The 25,843-nt window shown below is 68.0% G+C and carries 21 protein-coding genes, 1 tRNA gene and 1 pseudogene; 10 read left to right on the forward strand and 13 right to left on the reverse strand.

The annotated features are described in order from the left end of the window. The 5 genes and pseudogenes from infB to B161_RS0108700 all read left to right on the forward strand — a co-directional run. Positions 1-2,343: translation initiation factor IF-2 (gene infB / locus B161_RS19605; protein WP_205619237.1), on the forward strand; the 2,343-nt coding region annotated here is incomplete at its 5' end. Between the two features lie 90 nt (positions 2,344-2,433). Further along, positions 2,434-2,871: pseudogene (rbfA, locus tag B161_RS17490) on the forward strand (30S ribosome-binding factor RbfA); the annotation flags it as partial. Positions 2,872-3,168: 297 nt separating this feature from the next. After that, positions 3,169-4,047 carry a DMT family transporter gene (locus B161_RS0108690; RefSeq protein ID WP_018632992.1) on the forward strand — a complete coding sequence of 293 codons (879 nt, stop codon included), beginning with the start codon at positions 3,169-3,171 and terminating at the stop codon, positions 4,045-4,047. Positions 4,048-4,238: 191 nt separating this feature from the next. Next, a complete protein-coding gene (ileS, locus tag B161_RS0108695; protein ID WP_018632994.1) occupies positions 4,239-7,157 on the forward strand; it encodes an isoleucine--tRNA ligase in 2,919 nt (972 codons plus the stop codon). 71 nt (positions 7,158-7,228) lie between these two features. Further along, positions 7,229-7,741: an acyl-CoA thioesterase gene (locus tag B161_RS0108700; protein WP_018632997.1), complete on the forward strand. Its 513-nt coding sequence runs from the start codon at positions 7,229-7,231 to the stop codon at positions 7,739-7,741. Here the strand turns inward: B161_RS0108700 and B161_RS0108705 are convergent. The 9 genes from B161_RS0108705 to lptF all read right to left on the reverse strand — a co-directional run bounded on the left by B161_RS0108705 (position 7,738) and on the right by lptF (position 17,168). Beyond that, entirely contained in the window at positions 7,738-8,295 is a 558-nt protein-coding gene (locus B161_RS0108705; protein WP_018632999.1) for an RNA 2'-phosphotransferase, read from the reverse strand. The two genes, B161_RS0108700 and B161_RS0108705, sit on opposite strands and share 4 nt — an antisense overlap. Before the next feature lie 148 nt (positions 8,296-8,443). Beyond that, entirely contained in the window at positions 8,444-9,040 is a 597-nt protein-coding gene (locus B161_RS0108710) for a hypothetical protein (protein ID WP_018633000.1), read from the reverse strand. Between the two features lie 50 nt (positions 9,041-9,090). Beyond that, positions 9,091-10,095, reverse strand: coding sequence for an Hsp33 family molecular chaperone HslO (hslO, locus tag B161_RS0108715; protein WP_018633002.1), 1,005 nt, complete (start codon positions 10,093-10,095; stop codon positions 9,091-9,093). Between the two features lie 30 nt (positions 10,096-10,125). Continuing rightward, positions 10,126-10,428, reverse strand: a complete 303-nt coding sequence (locus B161_RS0108720; RefSeq protein WP_018633004.1) for a Dabb family protein — start codon at positions 10,426-10,428, stop codon at positions 10,126-10,128. Between the two features lie 53 nt (positions 10,429-10,481). Then, positions 10,482-11,459 (reverse strand): 4-hydroxythreonine-4-phosphate dehydrogenase PdxA, encoded by a 978-nt coding sequence (pdxA, locus tag B161_RS0108725; RefSeq protein WP_018633006.1) that lies wholly within the window; start codon positions 11,457-11,459, stop codon positions 10,482-10,484. After that, positions 11,456-12,640: a SurA N-terminal domain-containing protein gene (locus tag B161_RS0108730; protein ID WP_157755589.1), complete on the reverse strand. Its 1,185-nt coding sequence runs from the start codon at positions 12,638-12,640 to the stop codon at positions 11,456-11,458. Before B161_RS0108730 ends, pdxA begins: the two co-directional genes overlap by 4 nt. An 80-nt stretch (positions 12,641-12,720) precedes the next feature. Next, positions 12,721-14,919 (reverse strand): LPS-assembly protein LptD, encoded by a 2,199-nt coding sequence (locus B161_RS0108735; protein WP_018633009.1) that lies wholly within the window; start codon positions 14,917-14,919, stop codon positions 12,721-12,723. Then, positions 14,920-16,032, reverse strand: a complete 1,113-nt coding sequence (gene lptG / locus B161_RS0108740) for an LPS export ABC transporter permease LptG (RefSeq protein WP_018633010.1) — start codon at positions 16,030-16,032, stop codon at positions 14,920-14,922. Continuing rightward, entirely contained in the window at positions 16,029-17,168 is a 1,140-nt protein-coding gene (gene lptF, locus B161_RS0108745) for an LPS export ABC transporter permease LptF (protein WP_018633011.1), read from the reverse strand. Before lptF ends, lptG begins: the two co-directional genes overlap by 4 nt. 169 nt (positions 17,169-17,337) lie before the next feature. On the opposite strand from lptF, the gene B161_RS0108750 reads away from it, so the two are divergent. Next, positions 17,338-18,822 (forward strand): leucyl aminopeptidase, encoded by a 1,485-nt coding sequence (locus B161_RS0108750; protein ID WP_018633012.1) that lies wholly within the window; start codon positions 17,338-17,340, stop codon positions 18,820-18,822. A gap of 190 nt (positions 18,823-19,012) precedes the next feature. Then, positions 19,013-19,780 carry a tetratricopeptide repeat protein gene (locus B161_RS20195; protein WP_018633013.1) on the forward strand — a complete coding sequence of 256 codons (768 nt, stop codon included), beginning with the start codon at positions 19,013-19,015 and terminating at the stop codon, positions 19,778-19,780. A 100-nt stretch (positions 19,781-19,880) separates the two neighbouring features. Here B161_RS20195 and hspQ read toward each other — a convergent pair whose 3' ends face one another. After that, positions 19,881-20,207, reverse strand: a complete 327-nt coding sequence (gene hspQ, locus B161_RS0108760; protein ID WP_018633014.1) for a heat shock protein HspQ — start codon at positions 20,205-20,207, stop codon at positions 19,881-19,883. 244 nt (positions 20,208-20,451) lie between these two features. Between hspQ and B161_RS17500 the strand changes: the two genes are divergently transcribed. Then, positions 20,452-21,159: a transglycosylase SLT domain-containing protein gene (locus B161_RS17500; RefSeq protein ID WP_018633015.1), complete on the forward strand. Its 708-nt coding sequence runs from the start codon at positions 20,452-20,454 to the stop codon at positions 21,157-21,159. Positions 21,160-21,360: 201 nt separating this feature from the next. Here B161_RS17500 and B161_RS0108770 read toward each other — a convergent pair whose 3' ends face one another. Beyond that, positions 21,361-22,755 carry a dipeptidase gene (locus B161_RS0108770; protein ID WP_018633016.1) on the reverse strand — a complete coding sequence of 465 codons (1,395 nt, stop codon included), beginning with the start codon at positions 22,753-22,755 and terminating at the stop codon, positions 21,361-21,363. Between the two features lie 260 nt (positions 22,756-23,015). Here B161_RS0108770 and B161_RS0108775 point away from each other — a divergent pair, with 260 nt between their 5' ends. Further along, positions 23,016-23,699: a hypothetical protein gene (locus tag B161_RS0108775; RefSeq protein ID WP_157755590.1), complete on the forward strand. Its 684-nt coding sequence runs from the start codon at positions 23,016-23,018 to the stop codon at positions 23,697-23,699. Positions 23,700-24,045: 346 nt separating this feature from the next. On the opposite strand, the gene B161_RS0108780 is transcribed toward B161_RS0108775, so the two are convergent. Then, a tRNA-Thr gene (locus B161_RS0108780) sits at positions 24,046-24,120 on the reverse strand. A gap of 142 nt (positions 24,121-24,262) precedes the next feature. On the opposite strand from B161_RS0108780, the gene rnhA reads away from it, so the two are divergent. Further along, complete coding sequence (gene rnhA, locus B161_RS0108785) at positions 24,263-24,769, forward strand: ribonuclease HI (RefSeq protein WP_018633018.1); 507 nt, start codon at positions 24,263-24,265, stop codon at positions 24,767-24,769. Here the strand turns inward: rnhA and moaA are convergent. Then, complete coding sequence (moaA, locus tag B161_RS0108790) at positions 24,756-25,793, reverse strand: GTP 3',8-cyclase MoaA (RefSeq protein ID WP_018633019.1); 1,038 nt, start codon at positions 25,791-25,793, stop codon at positions 24,756-24,758. The two genes, rnhA and moaA, sit on opposite strands and share 14 nt — an antisense overlap. Between the last annotated feature and the right edge of the window lie 50 nt (positions 25,794-25,843).

Genomic DNA, 25,843 nt, shown 5'->3' on the forward strand with positions numbered 1-25,843 from the left:
TATCAGGACCGGGGTCCGCGTCCGGCCGGGGATCGTCCTTACGGCGATCGTCCGCCGCGTCCGGCCGGGGATCGTCCTCCTTACGGCGACCGTCCGCCGCGTCCGGCCGGGGATCGCCCCTATGGCGACCGCCCGCCCTATCAGGACCGGGGTCCGCGTCCGGCCGGGGATCGTCCTTACGGCGACCGTCCGCCGCGTCCGGCCGGAGATCGTCCGGGCGGCTTCGGCGACCGCGGTCCGCGTCCTCAGGGCGACCTGAGCCATCTGACGCCGCGTCTGCCGGGTCCGAAGTTCATCTCCCGCGCCGCCGACCGCCCGGAAGTTCCGGGTCTGGGCGGACGCGCCGACATGGCTTCGAAATTCGCCAAGGCGCCCCCCGTCAAGAGCAAGGCCGAGCTGGAGCGCGAGCGCGCCGACAAGGCGTCTCCGCGCGGCAAGGGCGAATCCGACCGCCGTCAGGGCAATTTCTCGCTCGACCGCGCCATCGCGGGCGAGGAGGGCGGACGTCAGCGGTCCATGGCGGCGATGCGTCGCCGTCAGGAGCGCGAGCGCCGCAAAGGCGCGACGATGGAGAAGCCCGCCAAAGTCATGCGCGAGGTCCGCATTCCTGACGCCATCACGGTGCAGGAGCTGGCCAACCGCATGGCCGAACGCGGCGTGGACGTGATCAAGTCGCTGATGAAGATGGGCATGATGGCCACCATCACCCAGGCCATCGACGCCGACACGGCCCAGATCATCGTCGAGGAGTTCGGCCATACGCCGCTCCGCGTCTCCGACGCCGCCGTCGAGGAGGGCATCGAGGGCGAGGTCGACGTCGCGGAGGCTCTGCTGCCGCGCGCGCCCGTGGTCACGATCATGGGCCACGTCGATCACGGCAAGACCTCTCTGCTCGACGCGCTCCGCAAGACCAACGTGGTCTCGGGCGAGGCGGGCGGCATCACGCAGCACATCGGCGCCTATCAGGTGCGCACGAGCGGCGGCGTGGTGACCTTCCTCGACACGCCGGGCCATGCGGCCTTCACCTCGATGCGCGCCCGCGGCGCCTCGGTCACCGACATCGTGGTTCTGGTGGTCGCGGCCGACGATTCCGTCATGCCGCAGACCATCGAGGCGATCAGCCACGCCAAAGCGGCCGGCGTGCCGATGATCGTGGCGATCAACAAGATCGACAAGCCCGCCGCCAACGCTCAGAAGGTCCGCGAGGAGCTGCTGCGCTATGAGGTGCTGGTCGAGGAGATGGGCGGCGAGACCCTGAACGTCGAGGTTTCGGCCAAGACGGGCAAGGGCCTCGACAAGCTCGTCGAGACGATCCTGCTTCAGGCCGAGGTTCTCGATCTGCGCGCCAACCCCGACCGCGCCGCCGACGGCGCCGTGATCGAGGCCAAGCTCGACGTGGGCCGCGGTCCTGTGGCCACGGTTCTGGTTCAGCGCGGCACTCTGCGCGTCGGCGACATCTTCGTGGTGGGCGATCAGTGGGGCAAGGTGCGCGCCCTGATCAACGACCATGGCGAGCGCGTCGAATTCGCCGGCCCCTCCGAGCCCGTCGAGGTCCTCGGCCTCAACGGCGCGCCCGAAGCCGGCGACAAGCTGCAGGTGGTCGAGAACGAGACCCGCGCCCGCGAGATCTCGTCCTATCGTCAGGACAAGACCCGCGAGACCGCCGCCGTCAAAGGCGCGCGCGTGTCGCTGGACCAGCTTCTGGCTCAGGCCGGATCGAGCGCCAACGTCAAGGAGCTGGCCGTCATCGTCAAATCCGACGTGCAGGGCTCCGCCGAAGCCATCGCTCAGGCGCTGGAGAAGATCGGCAACGAGGAGGTGCGCGTGCGCGTGCTTCAGTCGGGCGTGGGCGCGATCACGGAATCGGACGTCACCATGGCCGTCGCCTCCCGGGCGCCGATCATCGGCTTCAACGTCCGCGCCAACGCCGCCGCCCGCGACGCCGCGACGCAAAAGGGCGTCGAGATCCGTTATTACTCCATCATCTACGACATCGTGGACGATGTGAAGAAAGCGGCCTCGGGCCTGCTCTCGCCGGAGCTGCGCGAAACCATCATCGGCAACGCCGAGGTTCTTCAGGTCTTCAAGATCTCGAACGTGGGCGTGGTGGCGGGCTGCCGCGTGACCGACGGCGTGGCGCGTCGTTCGGCGGGCGTGCGCCTGCTGCGCGACAACACCGTGATCCACACCGGCAAGCTTTCGACCCTCAAACGCTTCAAGGACGAGGTGAAGGAAGTCCAGTCCGGTCAGGAATGCGGCATGGCCTTCGAGAATTATCAGGATCTCCGCGAGCGCGACGTCATCGAGCTTTTCGAGACGCAGACCATCGAGCGGAGCCTTTAATCTCCGGCCGGAGCCTTCGGGCTCCGCCTCCGACGGCTTTCGCCTCTCCCCCCTGCGGGGAGGGGCGTTTTTCACTGAAAGGATCTTCTCATGAGCGTGAGAGGCCAAAAAAGGGGCGGCGGCGGAGCCGATCCCGCGGCGGGTCCGAGCCAGCGGCAATTGCGCGTGGGCGAGATCGTGCGGCGCGCTCTGGCCGAAGTCTTCGCGCGGGGCGATCTGCATGACCCCGACCTGACCAGACGCAATCTGACTTTCACCGAGGTCCGGCCTTCGCCGGATCTGAAGAACGCGACCGTCTTCGTGGCGCCTCTAGGCGGCAAGGACGAAGAGGGCGCGCTGAAGGCTCTGCGGCGGAACTCCGGCGAGATTCGCCGGGCTCTGGCGCGGAACGTCCAGCTGAAATACGCGCCGGACGTGAAATTCGTCATCGACAAGACCTTCGACCGCATGCAGGAGGCCGACCGCCTCTTTCAGAACGAGCGCGTGCGCCGCGACGTCGAAGCCGGACGCGCCGCCGCTCAGGAGGAGGACGACGTTTGGGACGACGAGGGCGAGGATGAGGACGAGGGTGGGGGCGGCGCCGATGAGGCCGCCGAAGGGGGTTCGGCCGGGGATCCCGCGCCGAAAACCTGACCAGAGCGTCGTCCGGCGAAGCCGGAAGGCTTCGCGTCTTGATGGCGCGGCCCGAAAAGAAGTCGGAGCCTTTGAGCGATCCGGCAGGATCGGCGAAGGCTCTGAAATCCGGGGCGGGCGAGCCTGTCCTCTCCGCCCGGAGCGCCTGCTGAGCGGGCGGCTGATGTGTTGAAGATGTCGCGGAGCCTCGCCATGCGCGGACCTCTCACGCTCGACGCCATGGCGCCGATTCTCTTCGTCCTGCTCTGGAGCACGGGATTCGTCGGGGCGAAATACGGCCTCCCCTACGCCGAGCCCATGACCTTCCTCGCGCTGCGCTTCGCGGTGGTGATCGCGGGGATGGGGCTCTGGACTTTGCTCAGCCGCGCGCCATGGCCCACCCGGCGCCAATGGGGCCATCTGGCGATCATCGGCCTGACGGTGCAGCTCGGATATTTAGGCGGCGTCTTCGCGGCGATTCATCTGGGGCTGGAATCGGGCGTCTCGGCGCTGATCGTGAGCCTTCAGCCGATCCTCTCGGCGATCCTCGCCAAGCCCATGCTCGGCGAGAGGCTGCATAAGGGGCAATGGTTCGGGCTGGCTCTGGGGCTGGCGGGCGTGGCGCTGGTGGTCTCCAATAAGCTCGCGGCGGGCGTGGGCGACTGGCGCGGCGTCGGGCTTTGCCTGATCGCTCTGGCCTGCATGACCTTCGGCACGCTCTGGCAGAAGAAATACGGCGCGAATCTGCCGCTGCGCTCCGGCGCGGTGGCGCAATATCTCGTGGCGCTCGTCGGAGCCTTGGCGCTGGCCTTCCTCTTCGAGACGCGCGAAGTGACATGGACGGGCGAATTCGTCTTCGCTTTGCTCTGGCTGGCGGTGGCGCTCTCCTTCGGCGCCATCGCGCTTTTATACCGATTGCTCAGGACGGGCGCCGCCTCGCGGGCGACGAGCCTCTTCTTCATGGTGCCTCCGGTGGCGGCGCTTTGGGGCTGGGCGCTCTTCGGCGAGACCCTCGGCCCGACGGCGCTGCTCGGATTCGTGCTGGCGGCGGCGGGGGTGGCTCTGGCGATGCGGCCGCAAAAGCCTTCCTGAGCGTTGAAGAAACGCCCGCCGCTTGTTAGAAGCGGCCGGATTCAAAGATGACGGAGCGGATCATGGTTCGGCGGGGCGTTCTGCGAATTAGCCGCCCGGCCTTCGCCTGAGGGCGAGGCGCCGGGGAGACGCATCGCGCCCGGATTCAGAATCTCGGGCGTCGGATCATTCGCGATTTCAGGATTCCTGACATGACTTCCGAGACCAAAGCTCCGAACCACGATTATAAAGACACCCTCTTCCTCCCCGAGACCGAATTCCCCATGCGGGGCGGCCTGCCTCAGCGCGAGCCGGAATGGCTGGCGCGCTGGGAGAAGATGGATCTCTATAAGCGCCTGCGCGAGCTTTCCAAGGGGCGTCAGCCTTGGGTGCTGCATGACGGCCCTCCCTACGCCAACGGCCATCTCCATATCGGCCATGCGCTGAACAAGACGCTGAAGGATTTCGTGGTCCGCTCGCGTCAGGTTCTGGGCTACGACTCGCGCTACGTCCCCGGCTGGGATTGCCACGGCCTGCCCATCGAGTGGAAGATCGAGGAGAAATACCGCGAGAAGAAGCTCGATAAATCCGCCGTGCCGATCAATGAATTCCGTCAGGAATGCCGCGATTTCGCCGCCGGATGGATCGACGTCCAGCGCGAGGAGTTCAAGCGCCTCGGCGTGATCGGCGATTGGGATGACCCCTACACGACGATGAAATTCTCCGCCGAAGCGACCATCGCGCGGGAATTCCTGAAATTCGTGATGAACGGGCTGTTGTATCGCGGCTCCAAGCCGGTGATGTGGTCGCCGGTGGAGAAGACCGCCCTCGCCGACGCCGAGGTCGAATATCATGACCGCGTGTCGCCGACGATCCATGTGCGTTTCCCGGTGGTCAGCGCTCCGACGGGCGCGCTCTCGGGCGCCGACGTCGTGATCTGGACGACCACCCCCTGGACCATCCCGAGCAATCGCGGCGTCTCCTATGGTCCGGAGATCAATTACGGCCTCTATGAAGTCACGGAGGCCCCGGAAGACAATTGGGTGAAGGTCGGGGCCAAGCTGGCCCTCGCCGATGATCTCGCCGAAGACGCTCTGACCGCCGCCCGCGTGGGCGAGTGGCGGCGCCTCTATGACCTCACCCCGGCGGATTTCGAGGGCGCGATCCTTGGGCATCCCTTCCGCGGCGAGCCTTGGGCCGAACGCTTCTGGGATTACGAAGTCCCCATGCTGGCGGGCGGCTTCGTGACCTCCGACGCGGGCACGGGCTTCGTGCATAACGCCCCCAGCCACGGCGAGGAGGATTTCGAACTCTTCGCCGAGAATAAGATGCTCGACCGCATCACCTATAACGTGCTGGAGGATTCCGCCTTCGCGCCGCATGTGCCTTTCTTCGCGGGGCTGCGCATCCTTGAGCCCAACGGCAAAGACGGAAAAGCCAATGACGCCGTGCTGGAGAAGCTGGCGGAATCGGGCAAGCTCATGGCGCGGGGCCGCATCAAGCACAGCTATCCCCATAGCTGGCGCTCGAAGGCTCCGGTGATCTACCGCAACACGCCGCAATGGTTCGTGGCGATGGATCAGGCCATCCACGACGCCACCCCGCAGGCGGGTCTGACGCTCCGTCAGCGCGCGCTGAAGACCATCGCCGAGGACGTCCAGTGGACGCCCAAAAGCGCCTATAACCGCATGCGCGGCATGATCGAGACCCGCCCCGATTGGGTGCTTTCGCGGCAAAGAGCTTGGGGCGTTCCGCTCTGCTGCTTCATGCGCGAGAGCGTCGTGGAAGGCGTGGTCAAGGTCGAGCTTCTGCGCGACGAAGCGGTCAACGCCCGCATCCTCGCGGCCTTCGAGGTCGAGGGCGCCGACGCTTGGTTCGCCGAGGGCGCCGCCGCGCGCTTCCTCGCCGGGCGGCCCGACGCCGACCAATGGACGCAGGTCGTCGACATCCTCGACGTCTGGTTCGATTCCGGCTCCACCCACGCCTTCGTCATGGAGGACCGGCCGGACGGGATCTGGCCCGCCTCGCTGTATCTCGAAGGCACCGACCAGCATCGCGGCTGGTTCCAGTCGAGCCTTCTGGAGGCCTCGGCCACGCGCGGCCGCGCGCCTTACGAAGGCGTGCTGACCCATGGCTTCACGCTCGACGAGAAAGGACAGAAAATGTCCAAATCCGTCGGCAACACCGTGGCGCCTCAGAACGTCATCAAGGATCTGGGCGCCGACATCCTGCGGCTCTGGATCGCGCAGACCGACTTCACCGAGGATCAGCGCATCGGCCCGAAGATTCTTCAGGGCGTGGCGGATTCCTATCGGCGTCTGCGCAACACCCTGCGCTATATGCTGGGGGCTCTGGCGGGCTTCGACGAATCCGAGCGCGTCGAGCCGAAGGACATGCCCGAGCTTGAGCGCTGGATCCTCCATCGCCTCGCCGAGCTGGATCAGGTGGTCCGCAAGGGCTACGAGGCCTATGAATTCCAGAAGGTCTTCGCGCAGATCTTCAATTTCTGCACGACGGATCTCTCGGCGGTTTATTTCGACATCCGCAAGGACGCGCTGTATTGCGATCCCCCGTCGAGCCTGCGCCGCCGGGCCTGCCGCACGGTGATGGACATCCTCTTCCATCGCCTGACGACCTGGCTTTCGCCGATCCTCTGTTTCACGACGGAGGACGTCTGGCTCTCGCGCTATCCCGGCGAGGATCAGAGCGTGCATCTCCAGACCATCCCGGAGACGCCCGCCTCATGGCTCGACCCGGAGCTTGCGGCGCGTTGGGAGAAGATCCGCGAGGCTCGCCGCGTCGTGACGGGCGCTCTGGAGATCGCCCGCCGCGAAAAGCTCATCGGCGCTTCTCTGGAGGCGGCGCCGGTGGTGCGCGTCTCGGATCCCGAGCTTCTGGCCGCGCTGCGGGCGGTGGATTTCGCGGAAATCTGCATCGCTTCGGATCTGAAGCTCGAAGAGGGCTCCGGCTCGCCCGAGGCCTTCAGCCTCAGCGAGGTTCCGGGCGTGGAGGCGGTCTTCGTCAAGGCGGAGGGCGGCAAATGCGCCCGCTGCTGGCGCGTCACGCCGGAGGTGGGCGCTCAGCCCCATCATGACGACCTCTGCCGGCGCTGCGACGAAGCCCTGAGCTGAGGCTTGTCGGCCGGGCCTCGCGGCGGCTAATTCTGGGAGACCGGAAGCAGCCGCCAGCGAGGAGCCAGCCCATGCCTGAGGAAGCCAGAGATCTGCGCCATGTCGAGATGGTCGTCCTCATGACGCCCGACATGGCCAATTTCAGCGGCAAGGTCCATGGCGGAGCCTTGCTGAATCAGCTCGACCGCGTGGCCTTCGCCTGCGCCTCGCGCTACTCCAAACATTACGCGGTGACGCTCTCGGTGGATCAGGTGATCTTCCGCGAGCCGATCCACGTCGGCGAACTCGTGACCTTCCGCGCGGCGATCAATTCGACGGGCCGCACCTCCATGGAGGTGGGCGTGCGGGTGGAGGCCGAGAACATCCGCAGCGGCCTGAGGCGTCACACCAATTCCTGTTATTTCACCATGATCGCGGTGGACGACGAGGGCAAGCCGACCGAAGTCCCCTCCTTCGCGCCGGTCTCCGAGGTGGATCGGCGGCGGCATAGGGCGGCGGCTCTGCGGCGGGAGCTGCGCCGCGAATTCGAAGAGCGCTTCAAGGCCGCGACGGAGGGCGTCGCGGAAGCTCCCGCCGAAGGCTAATCCTCGCTCTCCGCGAAGCTCAGATGTGCGGGCGGGACATGATCCGTCAGCCAGACGCCGTTTTCGGCCTGCTGAAACACGATCCCCGCCCGATGCATCGCGCCCGCCGCCACGATCAGCACGACCGGCTTGCCATGGCGCGTCCCGACCTTGCGGGCGGTCTCGGCGTCGCGGGAGAGATGCACCTGACGCCGCGCGCCGGGCTTCAGCCCCTCGGCGAAGATGGAGTCGAGATTGCCCCGCGCCGTGCCGTGATGCAGGATCTCGGGCGGTTCGGCGGGGGGCAGGCCCAGATCCACCTCCACGCTATGCCCCTGAGCCGCGCGGATGCGCCGCCCGTCCTCCGAGAGGGTGAAGCGCCGCTTATCGTTGGTCTCGACGATCTCGCGCAGATCCTCGGCGGAGAGCTTATGGCCCGCCGCCTTCATCTTCGCGAGCAGCTCGGGAACCGGAGCCCAGCCCTGCGCGTCGAGCTTCAGCCCGATGGTCTCGGGCGCATGGCGCAGCACGAGGCTGAGGAATTTGCTGCGGGTCTTGAGATTCGGGTGGCCCATGGTTTCGCGGAGCGCGCTCCGGCGCTCCGGCTCCTTTCTTCGCGCGTTAGAGCATTTTCCAGCGAAGCCGACGAGGCTTCGCGTCGCGAAAATGCGGCCGCATAAAAGCTTAGGGCGTTGAACGATCCCTATGGGATCGGAAAGCGCTCTAGGCCAGATAAGACCCGAGCCGCGTGCGGATGGCGTCGCTCATGGCGAGGTCGAAGCGCTCGGCCAATTGCGCCGCCACGCGGTTTTGCAGATTGGTGCGCTCGGCGGGGGTGAGGGGGCCGTCCGAATGGCCTTCGGCCGTGACGCGGGCGCCGGCGAAACCGCGCTCCGCGCCGTTCTCGTCGATGGCCAGACGCGCCTGAAGCACCGCCTCGAAGCGCTCGCCGGGGCCGAGCGGGCCGGGCGGCGTCTCCTGGCTCGCGCCGCGCGCCTCGTCGATCACCAGACGCCCCGAAGCGCCGCCGCCGATGGTCCTCAGCCGCCGCTCAGACCAGAGCCGCACGAAATCGGCGACGCGCACGGGGAAATCCTCGGCGGCGGAGGCCACGGTGGGCGCCGTCACCAGCTGCACGCCCGTCAGGCGCAGATTCAAAACGCCGGGCAGGAAGTTCACCTCGGCGTAGGGCGAGGGCGGCAGAATCTTCGTCTGGCATCCGGCCAGCAGCGCGGGCGCCGCCAGCAGCGCGAGCGCGCGGCGGCGATGAATTCCCCCGGAGCGGGGGGCGGAGATCGGAAGGGGGGCGCCGGTCTTCATGCGGAATCCTCGGAGCGGGCCGCAGCCCTCGCCGCCCGCGCCGAAGGGGGTCAGGAGAGGCGGACGGCGGTTTTCGTTTGAGGATCAAATCTATACTTGGCGCCGCAGAATTGGCAATCCGCCGCGACGAGCCCATCCTCAAGGATCATGTCGGCGATCTCGGCGGGCTCGTAGACGCCCAGAGCCGCCGAAACCTTCTCCGCCGAGCAGGCGCAGCCGAACTCCACGGGCTGGGCGGAGAAGACCCTCGGCTCATCCTCATGATAAAGCCGCAAAAGCAGCTCCTCCGGCGCGACATGCGGCCCGAGAAGCTCATGGGGCTCCACGGTGCCGAGCTTGAAGGCGGCGGCGCGCCAATCCTCCAGCCCGCCGCTGAGCGCGGCCACGTTGTCGGCCTTCATCAGCGGGAGCGGCTCGCCGGGGAGCGTTTGCGGCGGCGGCGCCTCCTCGCGGACATGCTCGCCGGGGGCGGGCATGTGTTGGATCATGATTCCGCCCGCGCGCCAGACCGGCGCCTCGCCCGGCTCCTGAGCTTGGGCCGCCGCGATGGCGAAGCGGGTCGCCACTTGTTCGGATTGGGCGAAATAGGTCTCGGCGCAATCGGAGAGGTTTTCGCCCTCCAGCGGCGTGATCCCCTGATAGGGCTGTCCGGTCCCTTGGTCCACCAGCACGCCGAAGAAGCCTTTGCCGAGCAGGGGGAAGCCGTCGCGGGCGTCTTCGGGCGGGGGGTTCTGCGGATCGAAATCGGCGTAGGCGCGCAGACGCGGCGGCCCGCCCTCGGTTTCGGGGGCCATGTAGTCGGCCGCGATCAGGCGCACCGAGCCCGCCCCCCGGATCTGAAGCGAGAATCGGCGGCGCGGCTGAATCGCCGAGCCGATCAGCGCCGCCAGAACCGCGGCCTCGGCCAGCAGGCCGGAGATCGCCGCCGGATAGGCGTGCTGAGTGAGAATCCGGTCGATGGAGGCGTCCAGCCGCGCCAGACGCCCGCGCACCGCGAGCCGGTCGAGCTGAAAGGGCAGGATCTGGTCGTCTCCGCGATGGGGGCTCTCCGTCATGCGCGGGCTCCTTCGATATGGCGGATGGGGTCAGGCGCGCGCCTGCGCGGCCTCGTAATCGACGGCGAAGCGCAATTCGCGCAGAGGCTTCACCACGGCGGTGCAGGCCGAATAACGCGGATCGGCCTTATAGGCGGCCAGAGCCGCGAAATCGGCGAATTCGGCGTAGACCACCACGTCGATGTCGTTGGCGTAGCCGTCGCGCTTGGCGTTCAGCTCGACCTCGAAATGATCGCTGTGGGGAATCACGCCCAGACGCGCGCGCAGCTCGTCGCGGATGCGCTGAGCCTCGGCGGGATCTTTGGCGGAGAAAAAGACGATATGGCGGATCATGCGGCGCTTGTCGCAAAGCGCGCGCGCTTTGGCAAGAGGGCGCCGCGCCGCGTTCAGGAGGCGCGGCGAGCCGCCATCTCGGCGGCCATGCGCAGAGCCGCGATCAGGCTGCCCGGATCGGCGAGTCCGCGTCCGGCGATGTCATAGGCGGTCCCGTGGTCGGGCGAGGTCCGGACGAAGCCGAGGCCCAAAGTCACGTTCACGCCTTGGTCGAAATCCAGCGTCTTGATGGGGATCAGCGCCTGATCGTGATACATGCAGAGCGCCGCGTCGTAACGCTGGCGGGCGGCGGCGTGAAACATGGTGTCGGCGGGCAGGGGGCCGCGGACCTCGATTCCGAGGGCGCGCAGATCCGCGACGGCGGGCGCGACGATCTCGATGTCCTCGCGGCCCATGGCGCCGCCTTCTCCGGCGTGGGGATTGAGCCCCGCCACGGCGAGTCTTGGCGAAGATATGCCGAAATCGCGGCGCAGGCCCTCGGCGAGAACCCGGCCCGTGGTCGCGATCATCTCGCGGGTCAGGCGCTTGGGAACCTCCGCGAGCGCGATATGGATCGTGACCGGCGCGACTTTCAACTGCGGCCCCGCCAGCAGCATGACCACCGGAGGCCCGCCCGCCAGATGGGCGAGATATTCGGTATGTCCGGGGAAGCCGAAAGAGGCGCCGTCATAGAGCGTCTTCTTATGGATCGGATTGGTGACCAGCCCCGCGACGCGCCCGGCCATGGCCATCTCCGCCCCGCGCCGGATGGATTCGACCACCACGGCGGCGTTGGCGGGATGGGGGCGCCCGGGCTCGGCGGGGGCCGCCAGAGCCAGAGGCAGGACCGGCAGGGCCTCCGGGAAGGCCGCGAGGGCCTCCTCCGGCGAGGCGACGACCTTAACCGGTTCTCCGAAGGCCGCCAGCCGCGCCGGATCGTCCAGCGCGAGGAAGGCCGGGCCCGTCTCCCGCAGGGCGCGCCAAGCCTTCACGGCGATCTCGCCGCCGATTCCGGCGGGATCGCCCATCGTCAGAGCGAGCGGAGGGCTCAATTGGTCTTCATCTCGATGACGGCGCGGCGGCGCAGCTCCTGCAAAGCCGAACGCGACGTCAGATTCGCCCGCTCGGCCACGATGCGCGAGCGGATCTGATCGCGCGAGCGGCTGGGATCGGCGGCGGCGGCGGTCGCGATTTCGAGATCCGTCGGCTCGATGCGCGAGCCGTGGCGGGCGCGCAGATATTCGCGCCAGACGATTTCAGAGGTCACCTGAGCCTCCACCGAGGCCCGCGCCACGCCGCGCGCCTGAAAGAAGGCGAGCATGGCGTCGAGCGACATGCCGTTTTGCTCCGCCACCTCGCCGAGGCCGCGGCGCAGAGCCTCCGGATTGGCCTCGAGTCCGGCGGCCTTGGCGGCCTGAACCTTGACCTGATCGTCCACGAGGCTTTGCAGGGCCTCGTTGAGCAGCGCGGCCGGAGAAACGCCCGAAGCTTCGTCGGCGGCGGCGAGGATGCGCGCGCGCTGCTCGACGTCGAAGCGGGTGATCACGCGGTCGTTCACCGTCGCGACGGGGGTGAAGATGTTGGCGCCCGCCGATCCCGAAGGCGCGGCGGCGGGCCGGGCGCTGGAGACGGGCGGCGCGGGCGGAAGAACCCGCGCCGGCGCGCTTTGCATGCTCGGCGCGGCCTGAACCGGCGCGCGCATGACCGCCTGAGGCGCCGGATCATAGATCGGCGCGGCGGCGGGGGTGGTGGGCGTCGCGAGGGCGGCGGGGCGGATCTGCGCGGCCTGAGGAGCCGCCGCCTGAGGAATCGCCGCCTGAACCGGGGCGGAGAAGCCCGTTCCCTGAAGCGCCGTCTGCGCGGGAGCGGAGAATCCCGTCTCCGTGGTCACGACTCCGCGCCAGCCTTCGGGGCGGGGCGCCGGAGCCGCCGCTCCGGTCGGGGCGTAGGGCAATTGCGCGGCGTAGGCCGGGGGCTCGGCGTAAGGGGTCGCGGCGGGCGGGATCTGAGGCGCCGCCTGAACGACGGGAGCCGGAGCCGCAAGAGCCTGAACGGGCGCGGGGGCGGTCGGCGTCGTGGCGGGGAAGTCGAAGGGCGCGAGCGCGCTTTGGGCGCGTCCGTCCGGGGCGCCGCCGAGGACGGCCAGCCCCGCAGCCAGAGCGCCGAGAGCGAAGGGCCGACGCAGGACGCGACGAGGCGCGCGACGGGAGGCGCGGAGGAGGAGGAAGCTCATGGCGTCGAACCTCATGGAGAGGCGCGGCCCTCTCCCGATGCGCGGGCGGGGCGGCGCGGACGAATCCGAAACCGGACGGCTCAGCCGCCCGGGAATTTCAACTGGGCCCGCAATCCGAAGGTGAGGTCGTCCTCCGCGTCGCGATCCGTGGTGTAGCGTCGCGAGACGGAGGCGTCGAAGAGGAGCCACGGGTCTTCATAGCGCAATCCGCCGCCTGTGCGAATTAAATCCTCGTTTTGAAGATCGCGCACGCCGCTGGCGTAAAGCGTCCAATAAGGATCCATGCGCCATTCGGCCGCCAGACCCAATTCGGAACGCCTTTCAGGAGATCCTGCTTCGGGATCGGCGTCCAGCGTGACGTAAGACGCCTCCAGCGCCACCGGCCCATAATCGGCCGAAGCGTAAAGCTCGCCGCGCCGGAGCGAAAAATCATGCTCGTCGAGCCGCACGCGCCCGAGCGCCTCCAATCCGTAATCGGGCAGCGCCAGCCGCACCATGGCCACATGATCCGAAGCCCGGTCGCGCAGGCCCGAGGCCGTGCTGAAGGCCGGATCGGGCTCCAGACGGAAGACGCGCCCGTAAGCCGCCTCGAAGGACTCGCCCGTGGGCGCCGTGAAGTCGTAGCGGACGCCGAGATTGGCGCGCGTCCCGCCCTCCCAGCGGTCCACGCCGGGAAAGCGCGAGACCGCCGAAAACAAGGTGGTCTCGTCGAATTCGAGGTCGAGGCTGTCCTCGTTGGGGGTGCGCAGGGCCCCGGTGTCGGGCGAGAAGACGATTTGCGCGATGGGCTCGACCACATGCACCCCCGAGGCCCGCCGCGCCACGAAGGGCCAGCGCAGATCCAGACCTGCGGCGGCGTCGATGCGGCCCGCCCATTCGGGGTCTCCGACGGGCTGGTCGTGCTGGCCGTAGCCCACGGCGCGGGCCGTGGCGAAGGGCGTGGCGCGCAGGCCGAAATCCAGCGTGAAGGGCCGCTCCCAAGAGACCCCCGCCGCCGCGCGCGCCACGTCGCGCCCCTCGCGGCGGGTCAGCCCGAGCAGCGAGGCCTCCGTCTCGACGAAGCCCCATCGCGGATCGGCCAGCACCGTGCGCCGGGCGCGCAATTCGGGCAGCACCAGCGGAATCGTCGCGCTGGCCTCTTCGGGGCGGAAGCTCTGGAAGTGATAGGCGTTCAGCTCGGCGTAGGAGCTTTCCGTCTGGCGGTCGAGATAGATCCGCGAGGTCAGGCGGTCGGTGTCGGTGAAGTCGTAGCGGCGCAGATAAGTGTCGTCCGAGGCGAGATTCACGTCGAAGCCCCAGGCGAGGGCCTCGGAGAGGCCGAAGCGCCCTTCGGAATCGATATGGCCGCGCCAGCGCTCGCCGTTGGCGTTGGGCGCGACGTTCCCCAAACTGCCGCCGAGGCTATAGGCGCCGGTCTCGGTCAGCCCGCGCAATTCGCTTTCGAGAATCAGGCCGTCGGCGCTGACGAGATAAGGCGTGAGGGTGAGATCCAGATCCGGGCGGATCTCCCAGAAGAAGGGGGTCTTGACCTGAACGCCGATCTCCTTGCTCCAGCCGAGCCGGGGCGCGAGGAAGCCCGTGCGCCGCTTCACGCTGGGGTCGGGGTGGCGGAACCATGGGACCGCCGCGACGGTGTGGTCGAGGAACTGGAAGCTCGCGCCTTCGTAAACCACGTCGCGGGAGGCTTCGTCGAGCGCCGCCCGCCGGGCGCGGATGCTCCAGAGCGGCCCGCGCGTTCCCGGAGGGCAATCGGCGCAGGGGCTGTAGACGGCTTTGGAGATCGCCATGACCTCGCCCTGACGCCGGGCCTCCACGCCGCGCACCAGCCCGCCCCCGAGGATGCGCGCCGTGGGATTGGTCAAAAGCCCGTCGGTGAGATCCGCCGCCAGATCCATGCCGTCGGCGAAGAGCGTCGAACCATCGTCGTTGAGCAGGATCACGTTTCCTTCCGCGCTCACGCGGTCGGCTTGGGCGTCGTAGGTCAGGCGGTCGGCCCGCAGCGCCCGCCCGCCGTAAACCGCCTCGACGGCGCCTTCGGCGGCGGCGGCTTCGCCCCTCGTGTCGTAAAGCAGGGAATCGGCGGTCACGAAGAGCCGCGCGTCCTCTTCGGCCTGCAATCCGCCCAGATAGCGTTCGAGGAAGGTCGCGGAGGGCTCGGGAGAAGCCGCCTGCTGCGCCGCGGCCGGAGCCGCGACGACCGTCGCCAGCGCCGCCGCCGCGCAGAGCGCGCCCCGCCGGAATCCCCCCGGGGCCGATCTCCAAAGGAAGGCTGCGCGCATTTAGCTTCCCTGCAAATAGGCGGCGAGGGCCGCAGCCGCCAAGGCGGCGCTGAGCGAAGGCGCCACGGCGGCCAGCAGAGCCGGCGCCTCGCCGGAGCCGCCGAGCGCCAGAGCCACGTCGCCGAGGAAATAAAGGGCGAAACCCGTGATCGCGCAACCCGCCGCCGCCAGACCATAAGAGGTGAGCCGGGGCGGCCGCGCCGCGAAGGCCGCCGCGATCACCGCCATGGCGGCGAACATCAGGGGGCTGGCGAGGGTGGCGTAGAAATGGGTCTTATGCCGCCGGGCCGAGAATCCCGCCGCCTCCAGATCGCGGATGAAGCGCGGCAGACGCCAGATGGAGGTCGCCTCCGGCGAGGAGAAGCCTTCCTGAATCCGGTCCGGGGTGAGGTGGGTCGGCAGATCGAGGGCGGATTCATGGGTCATTTCGGCGGAGGCCAGAGGATCGCCCCGCACCTCGCCGAGGATCGAGGCTTCGCTCAGACGCCAGAAGCCGCCTGCGAGCCGGGCCTCCTCCGCGTCGAGGCGGCGCAGGAAGCGGTCCTGCGAATCGAATTCGAAGAAGGTCGCCTCTCCGAGCCGCGCGCCCCCGGAATCGGCCTGACGGGCCTGAATCACGGTCTGGCCGCCGTCGGGGCGGGCCTCGCGCAGCCAGAGCCCTTCCTCCGAAAAGGAGAGCAGGCTCTCGCGGCCCTCGAAATAACGGCCCTCCATGCGGTCGAAGCGGTCGAGCGCCGCCGCCGCCAGAGGATCGAAGCCCCCCGCCGCGAAGGCTCCGAAGAGCCCCGCCGCCAGAGCCCCCGGCGCCGCCACGCGCCAGAAGCTCATGCCCGCCGCCATGGCCGCCGTGATCTCGCTGCGCCGCGCGAGGGCCATATAGGTCCAGAGCGCCGCCAGCAGCATGATGAAGGGAAAGGTCTTGCGCATGACGGAGGGCGTCTGAAGGGCCGCCATGGCCGCCAGACGCGCGAATCCGGGTCCGCCTTCTCCGCCGCCGCGCCGCAGCAGCTCGATGAGGTTCACCGTGCAGATCAGCGCGAAGACGATCAGCGTGGCGATGAGGAAGGCGCCCGCCAAACGCCGGGCCTCGTAGCGGGCGAAGACGCCGATCATGCGCGGGACTCCCCGGATTGCGGGCGGCTCGGCGGCGCGAGCCCCGGTTTGCGGAAGCCGAAGCCGCTCCACGACAGCAGCGCCATAGCCCCGAGGATTCCGAGCAGCGGCGGCAGATATTGCAGCGCCCAGAGCCCCGGCGTGGAGATCACGGCGTTTTTCGCGGCCAGCCCCGCCAGCCTCAGGCCGCCGCCGATCAAAGCCCCCGCCGCCGCCCGCGCGCCGTAGCCGCGCCGGCTGAAGGGCCCGGCCATGAGCGCCGCCGCCGCGACCAGAGGCAGAGCCAGCCCGTACAGCGGCGTGGCGAGCCTTTCATGCGCCTCCGCGACCCAGCGCCCGAGGGCCCGCCCTTCCAGATCCGGCGGCGTGGAGAGCAGTTCCAGCGTGCCGCGCTCGTCGGGGCGGATGGAGCGGGGTTCGTCCGAGGAGGTGAATTCCGAAAGATCATAGGCCAGCTTGTCGAAGCGCAGCACCGAGAAGGCGCCGGTCCCCCGGTCCACGCGCTGGGCCTCGCCGTCGAACATCACGAGGCGCGGGCCCTCCTCGGCGCGCACCACCGCCCCGCGCCGGGCGTGATAGGCCATGGGCGCCTCGGGATCGCGGGCGTCGTTGACGAAGACGCCGAGCGTCTCGCCGCCGCGCCCGACCTCGCGCAGATAGACCGTCACGCCCTCCGCCGGATGGAGGAAGCGCCCGTCCTGAAGCAAAGCCGCCGCGAGATCCGTCTGAACCTCCGCCGTGCGGCTGCGCAGGGCCTGCGCCGATTGCGGCGCGATCCAGATCGAATTGACGTAAAGCAGCGCCGTCACGCCGAGGCCGAAGATGAGCGCCGGACGCGCCGCTCTGAAGCGGCTGGCGCCTGCGGCGAAAAGCGCGGCGATCTCCGAGTCGCTCATGGCGCGCTCCAGCGCGTAGAGCGTGGCGCCGAGCGCGGCCACGGGAATCACCACCGCCATGGCCTTGGGCAGCAGAAAGGCGGCCAGCTCGACCAGCACGAGGGCGCTCTGGCCGTAGTTCAGCGCCACGTCGATCACCCGCAGCGACTGGGCGAGCCAGATCACCGCCGTCAAGACGAGCAGGAAGAAGGCGAAGGGGCCCATCAGGCGCCCGAGGAAATAGCGGTCGATCCAGCCCAAGCGCGGCGCCTCCCTGAATGCGCGTCAGCCTAAGCCTGACCGGGGGCGGCGCGTCAAGCCTCCGAAAGAATCGCCGCCTGCGGAAGGATGGGGCGCGCGAGTCTGGCGAAAGGCGGCGCGGGGCGTTAGCTTGCGGGGCGAAACAGCCTTCGCATCAGGAAAAACGCTCATGTCCATCACGTTCGGAGATTCCGCAGCCTTCGGAGACGAGGCGCAGATCTGGGTCACGCCTGTCTTCGAGGGAGAGGCGCCTCCCAAGGCGTCGAAAAAAGATCCGGCGGCGACGCTGATCGCGCGGGCGCTCGAATCGGGACGCTTCAAGGGCAAGGCGGGCGAGAGCTTCGACATCGCCTTTCCGCAGGGGCTCAAGGCCGAGCGTCTGATTCTGCTGGGCGCGGGGCCGCGCGGAAAACTCGACGCTCCGGCGGCGCGGGCTCTGGGCGGCAAGGCCGTCGCGGCGGCGGGACGCGCGGGCGGGGCCGTCCGGGTGGATCTGACCGGGCTGGAGGCCGGACAGGCGCTTCTGGCGGTCGAGATCGCAGCGGGCGTGAAGCTGCGCAAGCATCTGTTCCTCAGATATAAGACCAAAGCCGATCCCTCCGACAAAGGCGCGCCGAGCTTCGATCTGAAGGTTTCGGACGCCGCGGCGCTCGAAGCCCCCTGGGAGGAGGCCAAGGCCATGGCGGCCGGAATCCTCTACGCCCGCGATCTGATCAGCGAGCCGGGCAACGCCCTGCACCCGGAGGTCTACGCCGAAATCCTCGCCGAGCTGAAATCCGAGGGGCTGAAGGTCAAGATCCTCGACGAGCCCGCCATGGAGAAGCTCGGCATGGGGGCGATTCTGGGCGTCAGCCGCGGCAGCGCGCGCGGCGGGCGGCTCGTGACGCTGGAATGGCGCGGCGCCAAGGATAAGAAAGCCGCGCCTCTGGCGGTGGTGGGCAAGGGCGTCACCTTCGACACGGGCGGAATCTCGATCAAGCCCGCCGCGGGCATGGAGGACATGACCTCCGACATGGGCGGCAGCGCCGTGACGGTCGGTCTGATGCTGACTCTGGCGCGGCGCAAGGCCAAAGCCAACGTGGTGGGCGTGGTCGGGCTGGTCGAGAACATGCCCGACGGCGACGCCATCCGCCCCGGCGACATCCTGACCTCCATGTCCGGCCAGACCATCGAGGTGATCAACACCGACGCGGAAGGCCGCCTCGTGCTGGCGGACGCGCTTTGGTATGCGCAGCAGAACTTCAAGCCTCAGGCGATGATCGACCTCGCCACCCTGACGGGGGCCATCGTGGTGGCGCTCGGCTCCGAGAACGCGGGGCTCTTCTCCAACGACGAGGATCTGGCGAACGGGCTGCTGGCCGCCGCCAAGGCCGAAGGCGAAGGGCTCTGGCGGATGCCTCTGGGCGCGGCCTATGACGAGAAGATCAAATCCCGCCTCGCCGACATGAAGAACACCGGAGGCCGCGAAGCCGGTTCGATCACGGCGGCGCAATTCCTTCAGCGCTTCGTGGAGGCCGGGACGCCTTGGGCGCATCTCGACATCGCGGGCGTGACGCTCTCCTCAGCCGACAAGCCCACGAGCCCGCGCGGCGCGACGGGCTGGGGCGTGGCCACGCTGAACCGCCTCGTGCGGGACCTCTACGAGGAGAAATGAGCCTGAAAAGGGCCTCAGGCGCTTTCCAGCGAAGCCGATCAGGCTTCGCGTCGCGAAAGCGCGATGACAGAAAGGCTGAGAGCGTTTGAACGGCCCAATTCGGTCGGAAAACGCTCTCAGGTTGATTTTTCGTCAACCCCGCGCCCGCAGTCTGAGAAATCCCTACAGCCGAGAAGAAGGAGGCCCCGCCATGAGAATCCGGTCGAAGATCTGGAGCGCGGGGCTTCTGGCCTTATGTTTCGCGGCCTCGGGCGCGGCCTTCGCTCAGGAGAGCGGAGGGAGAAGCGGCCTGCCGACGGAATCCATCCGCCGTCTCGGGAGCTTCGACCTGCGCCATAATCCGGCCGCCGCCGCCCATTGGTTCCGGATCGCGGCGGAGCGGGGAGACGCCCCGTCGCAATTTCACCTCGCCCGGCTGACTCTGGAGGGACGCGGCGTCTCCAAGAACGAAGCCGAGGCCGCGCGCCTCTTTCGTCTGGCGGCGGAGCAAAAGCATCTTGAGGCGAAATATGAGCTCGGCCTGCTCTATGGCGAGGGGATCGGCGTTCCGCATGATCTGGCCGAGGCGGCGCGCTGGCTGCGTCTGGCGGCCTCTCAGAACCACGCCGAGGCGCAATTCGTCTATGGCGCGATGCTGAGCGAAGGCGCGGGCGTCCCTCGGAATCCCGCCGAGGCCGCCTTCTGGCTCCGTCGGGCGGCGGCTCAGGAGCATGACGAAGCGCGCCATATCCTTGGTCTGATGCATGTCGAGGGGCGGGGCGTCGCGCAGGACGACGCCGAGGCGGCGCGTCTCTTCCGTCAGGCGGCGGAGCGCGGCTTCGCTCCGGCGCAACTCCACCTCGGGATTCTCGCGGCGGAAGGGCGGGGCGTGGCTCAGGATTTCAACGAGGCGGCGCTTTGGATCGGCCGCGCCGCGGCTCAGGGCCTGCCGGAGGCCCTCGCCCTCGCCAAGCCCTGATCAGAGCGTTTCCAGTGAAGCCGGAACGGCTTCGCGTCGTGAAAACGCGACCAAACGAAAACCTGAAGCGTTTGAACGACCTAACTTGGTCGGAAAACGCTCAATGCCCCCGGCCCTGCGGCTGATAAGAGCCGTCGCGCCAATCGGCGAAATATTCCCCGATCTGCGGATGATCCATCGGCGCCCCGGTCTCGTCGATCTCCAGATTCTGCTCGGAGACATAGGCCACGTAATAGCTCGTCGCGTTCTCCGCGAGCAGATGATAGAAAGGCTGGCCCTTGCTGGGACGCGCCTCCTCCGGAATGGCCTCCCACCAAGCTTCGGATTCCGAAAACACCGCGTCCACGTCGAAGACCACGCCCCGGAAGCCGTGGATGCGATGCCGGAGGATTTGTCCAAGCCCATATTTGGCTTTCGCACGGATCATGCCTGCGCCTCGTTCAACCTCGTCCTCTTGCGGCGGGGAGAGCCTTCATCTCCTGAAGCCGCTGGGAGAGGAAGGTAAAAGGAATTTTAACCTCCGTCTAGCCTGATAACGGTGTAATATATTGTGATGATTAGCTAATTTTGTAAAATAGGCGGGTCGGGCGAAGGGTGCGCCGTTAAAGATTCACCCAAAGGGCGAAAGCGGCTCTGTTCCAAAACGGCGCGGATTTCGCTAAATTGCGCCCATGCGTCTGAGCTGGAGCCATTTCCTCATCAATCTGGCGACTCTTCTCGTCGTGGCGGGGGGCGTCTGGACCTATCTGCGCCCGGCGCCGGCGGCGACCCGCTTCGAATCCCGGCCCAGCCTCGGCGAGATCGCGGACGTCTGCCGCCTGATGAGCGCCCGGCCGCATTGGTGGCGCGCTCTGCTGGAGGCCGAACGCCGCTGGGAGGTTCCGCCGCATCTGGCTTTGGCGATCATGTGGCGGGAGAGCTCCTTCGTCGCCGACGCGCGGCCTTTGAAGAAGCGCTTCTTCAGCTTTCTGCCGCCCAAGCGCCTCTCTTCGGCCTATGGCTATGCTCAGGCTCTGGACGGGACTTGGGAATGGTATCTCCGCGAGACGACCCGCCGGGGCGCCCGGCGCGAAGCCTTCGCCGACGCCGCCGACTTCATCGGCTGGTATCTCGACCGCTCGCGGCGGGAGCTGGGCTTGTCCTTCGAGAAAAGCTTCGACCATTACGCGGCCTATCATCAGGGCCATGCGGGCTATGCGCGCGGCGGCTGGCGCGAGAATCCCGTGGTGCTGACTCCGGCCCGCGACGTGGCGCTCCGGACGCGGCTTTATGAAAGCCAGATGGCCGATTGCATGGCCGATTACGCCGCGCGCCAAGCCCCCGCCGAGTCCCCTGAACCAAGGCCGCGCCCGCAGGCGGGGCGCTCCGCCGCGCTGTGATCGGAGAGAGGCGCAGAAAAAAAACGCCGTCCTTCCGGGGAACGAAAGGGGACGGCGCATCACAGGGGCATGGTTCAGAGCTTGATCGCCCTGATTGAGTTTGATTTTACAGGAAACGGCTTTCTTCGGGAACCGCCCCCGGCCCCCGCGCCGAGGCGCAAAAGGACAGGGGCGCCGAGGCGCAAAAGGACGGGGGCGGGGTCAGGCGGCGGGCTCGGCCAGACGCGCGAGAACCCGAGCCCATGAACGCGCGCCCTTCTCGAAGCTGCGCAGCTCGTATTTCTCATTGGGCGCATGGATGCTGTCGTCGCCGAGAGCGTAGCCGATGAGCAGGGTGTCCACGCCGATGGTCTTGCGCAAAAGCCCCACCACCGGAATCGAGCCGCCGCTGCCGACCAGCGCGGCGGGCTTGCCCCATTCCGCGCCGAGGGCCTCGCGCGCGGCGGAGACCCAGCGGCTTTCAAGGGGCAGGCTCACCCCCGGCGAGCCGCCATGCTCCGTGAAGACCGCCTCGCAATCGGGGGGCAGATTGGCCTTCACATAGGCCCGGAAGGCCGCGCGGATCTTGGCCGGATCCTGATCGCCCACCAGCCGGAAGGAGATCTTCGCCATGGCCTCGGCGGGCAGAACGGTCTTGAAGCCCGCGCCCGCATAGCCGCCCGAGATTCCATTGATCTCGCAGGTGGGGCGCGACCAGATGGATTCGAGAAGGCTCCGGCCTTTTTCTCCGGCGGGCGCGGTCAGGCCGACCTCGCCGAGAAAGGCGGATTCGTCGAAATCCAGCGCGGCCCGCGAGGCTTGGATCTCCGCCGAGGGCTCGGGCACGTCGTCGTAAAAGCCCGCGAGGGTCACGCGGCCGTCTTCGTCATGGAGTCCGGCGATGATCTTCGCCAGAGCGGTCGCCGGATTGCGCGCCGCGCCGCCATACATGCCCGAATGCAGATCCCGCGCGGCGGATTTGATCCGCAGCTCCTCGCCGACCAACCCGCGCAGGCTCAGGCCGATGCTGGGGGTCTCGGCGTTCCACATGTCGGTGTCGCAGACGAGGGCGACGTCGGCGCGCAGCTCCTCGGCGTTGTCGCGCAGGAAGCCCGGCAGATGCTCGCCGCCGGATTCCTCCTCGCCCTCGATGAGGATGGTGACCCGCACGGGCAATCCGCCCTGCGCCTTCCAGGAGCGGCAGGCCTCCAGAAAGGTCATGACCTGGCCTTTGTCGTCCGAGGCGCCGCGGGCGTAGATGCGGCGGCCTTTCGGACCTTCGGCGAGGCGCGGCTCGAAGGGCGGAGTCTCCCAAAGCTCCAGCGGATCGACCGGCTGAACGTCGTAATGGCCGTAGAAGAGCACATGCGGCGCCCCCGCCGGAGCGGAATCGTCATGAGCCACCACGATGGGGCGTCCGGCGGTGGGGCGGGATTCGGCGGCGAATCCCATGCTCCGCAGATCCGCCACGAGCCAGTCGGCGGCGCGGGCGCATTCGGCGGCGTAGGCCGGATCCGTCGAGATGGAGGGGATCTTCAGCAGCGCGATCAGACGATCAAGCGCGGCCTCGCGGCCGGAATCCAGACGGGCCAGCACGGCGTCGAGGGGGGCGGTCATGGAGCGGGAACCTCGCAGAAAGAAAAGCGGCGTTCAGGCTAGACCCTCGCCGGGCCTTTGGGGAAGAGGCTTCGCGGTCCGCAGGCCGCCGCGCAGGCCGAACTCGGCGACCCCATCCAAATTCGCGCCGCCGCCGAGCCTTCAAGGGTGGCGAATGGGAGAGAATCACCTCATAAAGGTTGGAGATCGTCTTTGAAGCAACTTTAAGCATGCTGATCCGCAGGATGATCGTCCGATTCGACGTTGATCAGAGGGACATGATGATCAAATTTACGCCAATCGCCGCGCTTCTCGCGGCTTCTCTGAATTTCGGGGCCGCGCAAGCGCAGGAGGTCTACGGCAAGCTGGGCGTTCTCGGCGCGGGCGTCGGCTACGCCCATGGCCTGAGCCCCTCGGTGACTCTGCGCGCCGATTTCTCGACCATCGGCTCCATCGGCCATGACGGGAACTCCGGCGATTTCGATTATGAGGCGAAGATCCGCAACAACGTCGGCACGGCTTATGTGGATTACTTCCCCTTCGAGGGGAATTTCCGCGTGACGGCCGGTCTGGGCCTCCGGGACACGCGGGCGACCGCGCATGGCCGTCCGAACATCGCGGGCTTCGTGGACATCGGCGACGCCGTCGACATTCCGCTGGGGCCGGACGACCGCGCCGACGCCGAGGTCGAATTCCCGAGCGTCGCGCCTTATCTCGGCCTCGGCTGGGGCCATAACGCGGGCCGGGCCGCCGAACCGGGCTGGAGCTTCTTCGCCGACGTCGGCCTTTACATCGGCCGCCCCAAGACCAGCTTTTCGGTCAGCGATTCGGTGCGGGCCAGCCTGACCGCGGCCGGTTACGACGCCGACGCCGAGATTCAAAAGCAGCGCGACGAGATCCACGACGAAGCGAAGAAATTCGCCGTCTTCCCGAGCGTCTACGTCGGCGTGGCCTATCGCTTCTGATGCGGCTCCCTCCTGCGGGAGGCGAAGAGGCGGGGCGCCTTCCGGGGCGTCCGGCGTCTGCGAAAGACGTCGCGCGGGGCGCCGGACTCCTCGCCGGGGCGGGCTTTCGTCAGGCGCGTCGCCCGCGCCGCATGCGGCGGGCGGCGCGTCTTCTCGGGCGCTGCGCATCCTGCGGGAGAGGTCTGCGCCTCAGGGCTGGGAGGCTTCCGAACAGCCGCCGTCCTCACGGATTCGGAGAAGGGGGCGCGGCGAGGTCGGAGAGCCGAAAGCCGCCGAATCCGCATAAGAAGCCGAACTCAGGATGAAGAAGCGCTCATCCTCTTTCGATCGATCTTTGGGGAAATCATGGTGCTGCCGGAGAGATTCGAACTCTCGACCTCTCCCTTACCAAGGGAGTGCTCTACCCCTGAGCTACGGCAGCGCTCTGGGCGATCCTCTATAGGGGGCGCCGCCGCCGGTCAAGGCTTTTTACAGGCTCCTCCTCTTTCGCGTCGGGCTCCGTGGTTGGCGGCCCGCGCCTGAGATGATAGAGCCAAGCCTCCGCCGCCAGCCGAGGCCAGCCTATGACGTCCCCGATTGAACTTTTCGCCTTCACGGACGGCGCCTGCTCCGGGAATCCCGGGCCGGGAGGCTGGGGCGCGCTCCTCTCGGCGCGGCGCGGCGAAGAGGTCGTCAAAGAGCGCGAAATCTTCGGCGGCGAAGCCCTCACCACCAATAACCGCATGGAGCTTCTCGCCGCCATCTCGGCGCTGGAGGCTCTGGAGCGCCCTTCCACGCTGACCATGGTCACGGATTCGGTCTATGTCCGCGACGGCGTGACCAAATGGATTCATAACTGGCGGCGCAAGGGCTGGCGCAAGGCCGACGGCGGGGCGGTCAAGAACGAAGACCTCTGGAGACGCCTCGACGAGGCGGCGGCGCGTCACAAAGTGGTCTGGGAATGGGTCAAGGGCCACGCCGGGCATCCGGAGAACGAACGCGCCGACGCTCTGGCGCGGGCGGGCATGGCGCCTTTCAAGCCCCAAAAAGCCGATCCGGAGGGCGTCAGCCCGCCGATCATCCCCCTGTGACGCTCATATGGCGCGAGAGGGCGGGGGCTTGTCCCCGGCGCTCGTAAATGAAGTCATGGCCTTTCGGCTTGCGGGCGATGGCGGCGCGGATAGCGTCTTCAAGCTCCGCCTCGGAGGCGCCCGCCCGCAAAGGCGCGCGCAGATCCGCCGAATCCTCTTGTCCGAGGCACATATAGAGCTGGCCCGTACAGGTCAGACGCACTCGGTTGCAGCTTTCGCAGAAATTATGCGTCAGGGGCGTGATGAAGCCGATGCGCCGCCCGGTCTCCGCCACATCGACGTAACGCGCCGGGCCGCCCGTGCGGTAAAGCGTGTCCTGAAGGGTCCAGCGGGTCGCGAGTTCGCGCCGGACTTCGCTCAGGGGCCAATATTGATCCAGACGCTCCAGCCCGCCGAGCTCGCCCAGAGGCATCACCTCGATGAAGGCGAGGTCATGGCCTTCGCGCCCGGCCCAAGCCACGAGGTCATGAACTTCGCCGTCGTTGATCCCCTTGAGCGCCACCACGTTGATCTTCAGATGGATGCCGACCGCTCTGGCGGCCTCTAATCCAGCCATGACCTGTTTCAGATCGCCGCCGCGGGTCACTTTGGCGAAGGTCGCGGGATCGAGGCTGTCGAGCGAGACGTTGATCCGGCGCACCCCCGCCGCCGCCAGAGCCTCGGCGTGGCGCGCGAGCTGCGTCGCGTTGGTGGTGAGGGTCAATTCCTCCAGCTCTCCGGCTTCGACCCGCGCCCCGAGCCCCCGGATGAGGTCCAGCACGTCGCGGCGCACCAGAGGCTCGCCGCCGGTGATTCGCAGCTTCTTCACGCCGAGGCGGATGAAGCTTCCGCAAAGCCGCTCCAGCTCCTCCAGCGTGAGCAGCTCCTTGCGCGGCAGGAAGGTCATCTTCTCCGCCATGCAATAGACGCAGCGCAGATCGCAGCGATCCGTCACCGAAACGCGCAGGTAACGAATGGCGCGGGCGAAGGGGTCGATCAGCGGAGCGGCGCGCGTCGGGGCGTCGGCGGTCGGGGCGGCGATCATGGGCGGTCGGGCCTTTCCTGAGAGAGGGCCGAAGTCAGAACGCGTCCTTG

It is taken from the genome of Neomegalonema perideroedes DSM 15528 (assembly GCF_000374145.1).
In the GTDB taxonomy this organism is placed as follows: domain Bacteria; phylum Pseudomonadota; class Alphaproteobacteria; order Rhodobacterales; family Rhodobacteraceae; genus Neomegalonema; species Neomegalonema perideroedes.

What these genes read in the sequence shown, in the direction of transcription:
- B161_RS0108690 (WP_018632992.1), top strand. Translation starts at nt 3,169, where the DNA reads ATGCGCGGACCTCTCACGCTCGACGCCATGGCGCCGATTCTCTTCGTC.
- ileS (WP_018632994.1), top strand. Translation starts at nt 4,239, where the DNA reads ATGACTTCCGAGACCAAAGCTCCGAACCACGATTATAAAGACACCCTC.
- B161_RS0108700 (WP_018632997.1), top strand. Translation starts at nt 7,229, where the DNA reads ATGCCTGAGGAAGCCAGAGATCTGCGCCATGTCGAGATGGTCGTCCTC.
- B161_RS0108705 (WP_018632999.1), bottom strand. Translation starts at nt 8,295, where the DNA reads ATGGGCCACCCGAATCTCAAGACCCGCAGCAAATTCCTCAGCCTCGTG.
- B161_RS0108710 (WP_018633000.1), bottom strand. Translation starts at nt 9,040, where the DNA reads ATGAAGACCGGCGCCCCCCTTCCGATCTCCGCCCCCCGCTCCGGGGGA.
- hslO (WP_018633002.1), bottom strand. Translation starts at nt 10,095, where the DNA reads ATGACGGAGAGCCCCCATCGCGGAGACGACCAGATCCTGCCCTTTCAG.
- B161_RS0108720 (WP_018633004.1), bottom strand. Translation starts at nt 10,428, where the DNA reads ATGATCCGCCATATCGTCTTTTTCTCCGCCAAAGATCCCGCCGAGGCT.
- B161_RS0108730 (WP_157755589.1), bottom strand. Translation starts at nt 12,640, where the DNA reads ATGAGCTTCCTCCTCCTCCGCGCCTCCCGTCGCGCGCCTCGTCGCGTC.
- B161_RS0108735 (WP_018633009.1), bottom strand. Translation starts at nt 14,919, where the DNA reads ATGCGCGCAGCCTTCCTTTGGAGATCGGCCCCGGGGGGATTCCGGCGG.
- lptG (WP_018633010.1), bottom strand. Translation starts at nt 16,032, where the DNA reads ATGATCGGCGTCTTCGCCCGCTACGAGGCCCGGCGTTTGGCGGGCGCC.
- B161_RS0108750 (WP_018633012.1), top strand. Translation starts at nt 17,338, where the DNA reads ATGTCCATCACGTTCGGAGATTCCGCAGCCTTCGGAGACGAGGCGCAG.
- B161_RS20195 (WP_018633013.1), top strand. Translation starts at nt 19,013, where the DNA reads ATGAGAATCCGGTCGAAGATCTGGAGCGCGGGGCTTCTGGCCTTATGT.
- hspQ (WP_018633014.1), bottom strand. Translation starts at nt 20,207, where the DNA reads ATGATCCGTGCGAAAGCCAAATATGGGCTTGGACAAATCCTCCGGCAT.
- B161_RS17500 (WP_018633015.1), top strand. Translation starts at nt 20,452, where the DNA reads ATGCGTCTGAGCTGGAGCCATTTCCTCATCAATCTGGCGACTCTTCTC.
- B161_RS0108770 (WP_018633016.1), bottom strand. Translation starts at nt 22,755, where the DNA reads ATGACCGCCCCCCTCGACGCCGTGCTGGCCCGTCTGGATTCCGGCCGC.
- B161_RS0108775 (WP_157755590.1), top strand. Translation starts at nt 23,016, where the DNA reads ATGATCAAATTTACGCCAATCGCCGCGCTTCTCGCGGCTTCTCTGAAT.
- rnhA (WP_018633018.1), top strand. Translation starts at nt 24,263, where the DNA reads ATGACGTCCCCGATTGAACTTTTCGCCTTCACGGACGGCGCCTGCTCC.
- moaA (WP_018633019.1), bottom strand. Translation starts at nt 25,793, where the DNA reads ATGATCGCCGCCCCGACCGCCGACGCCCCGACGCGCGCCGCTCCGCTG.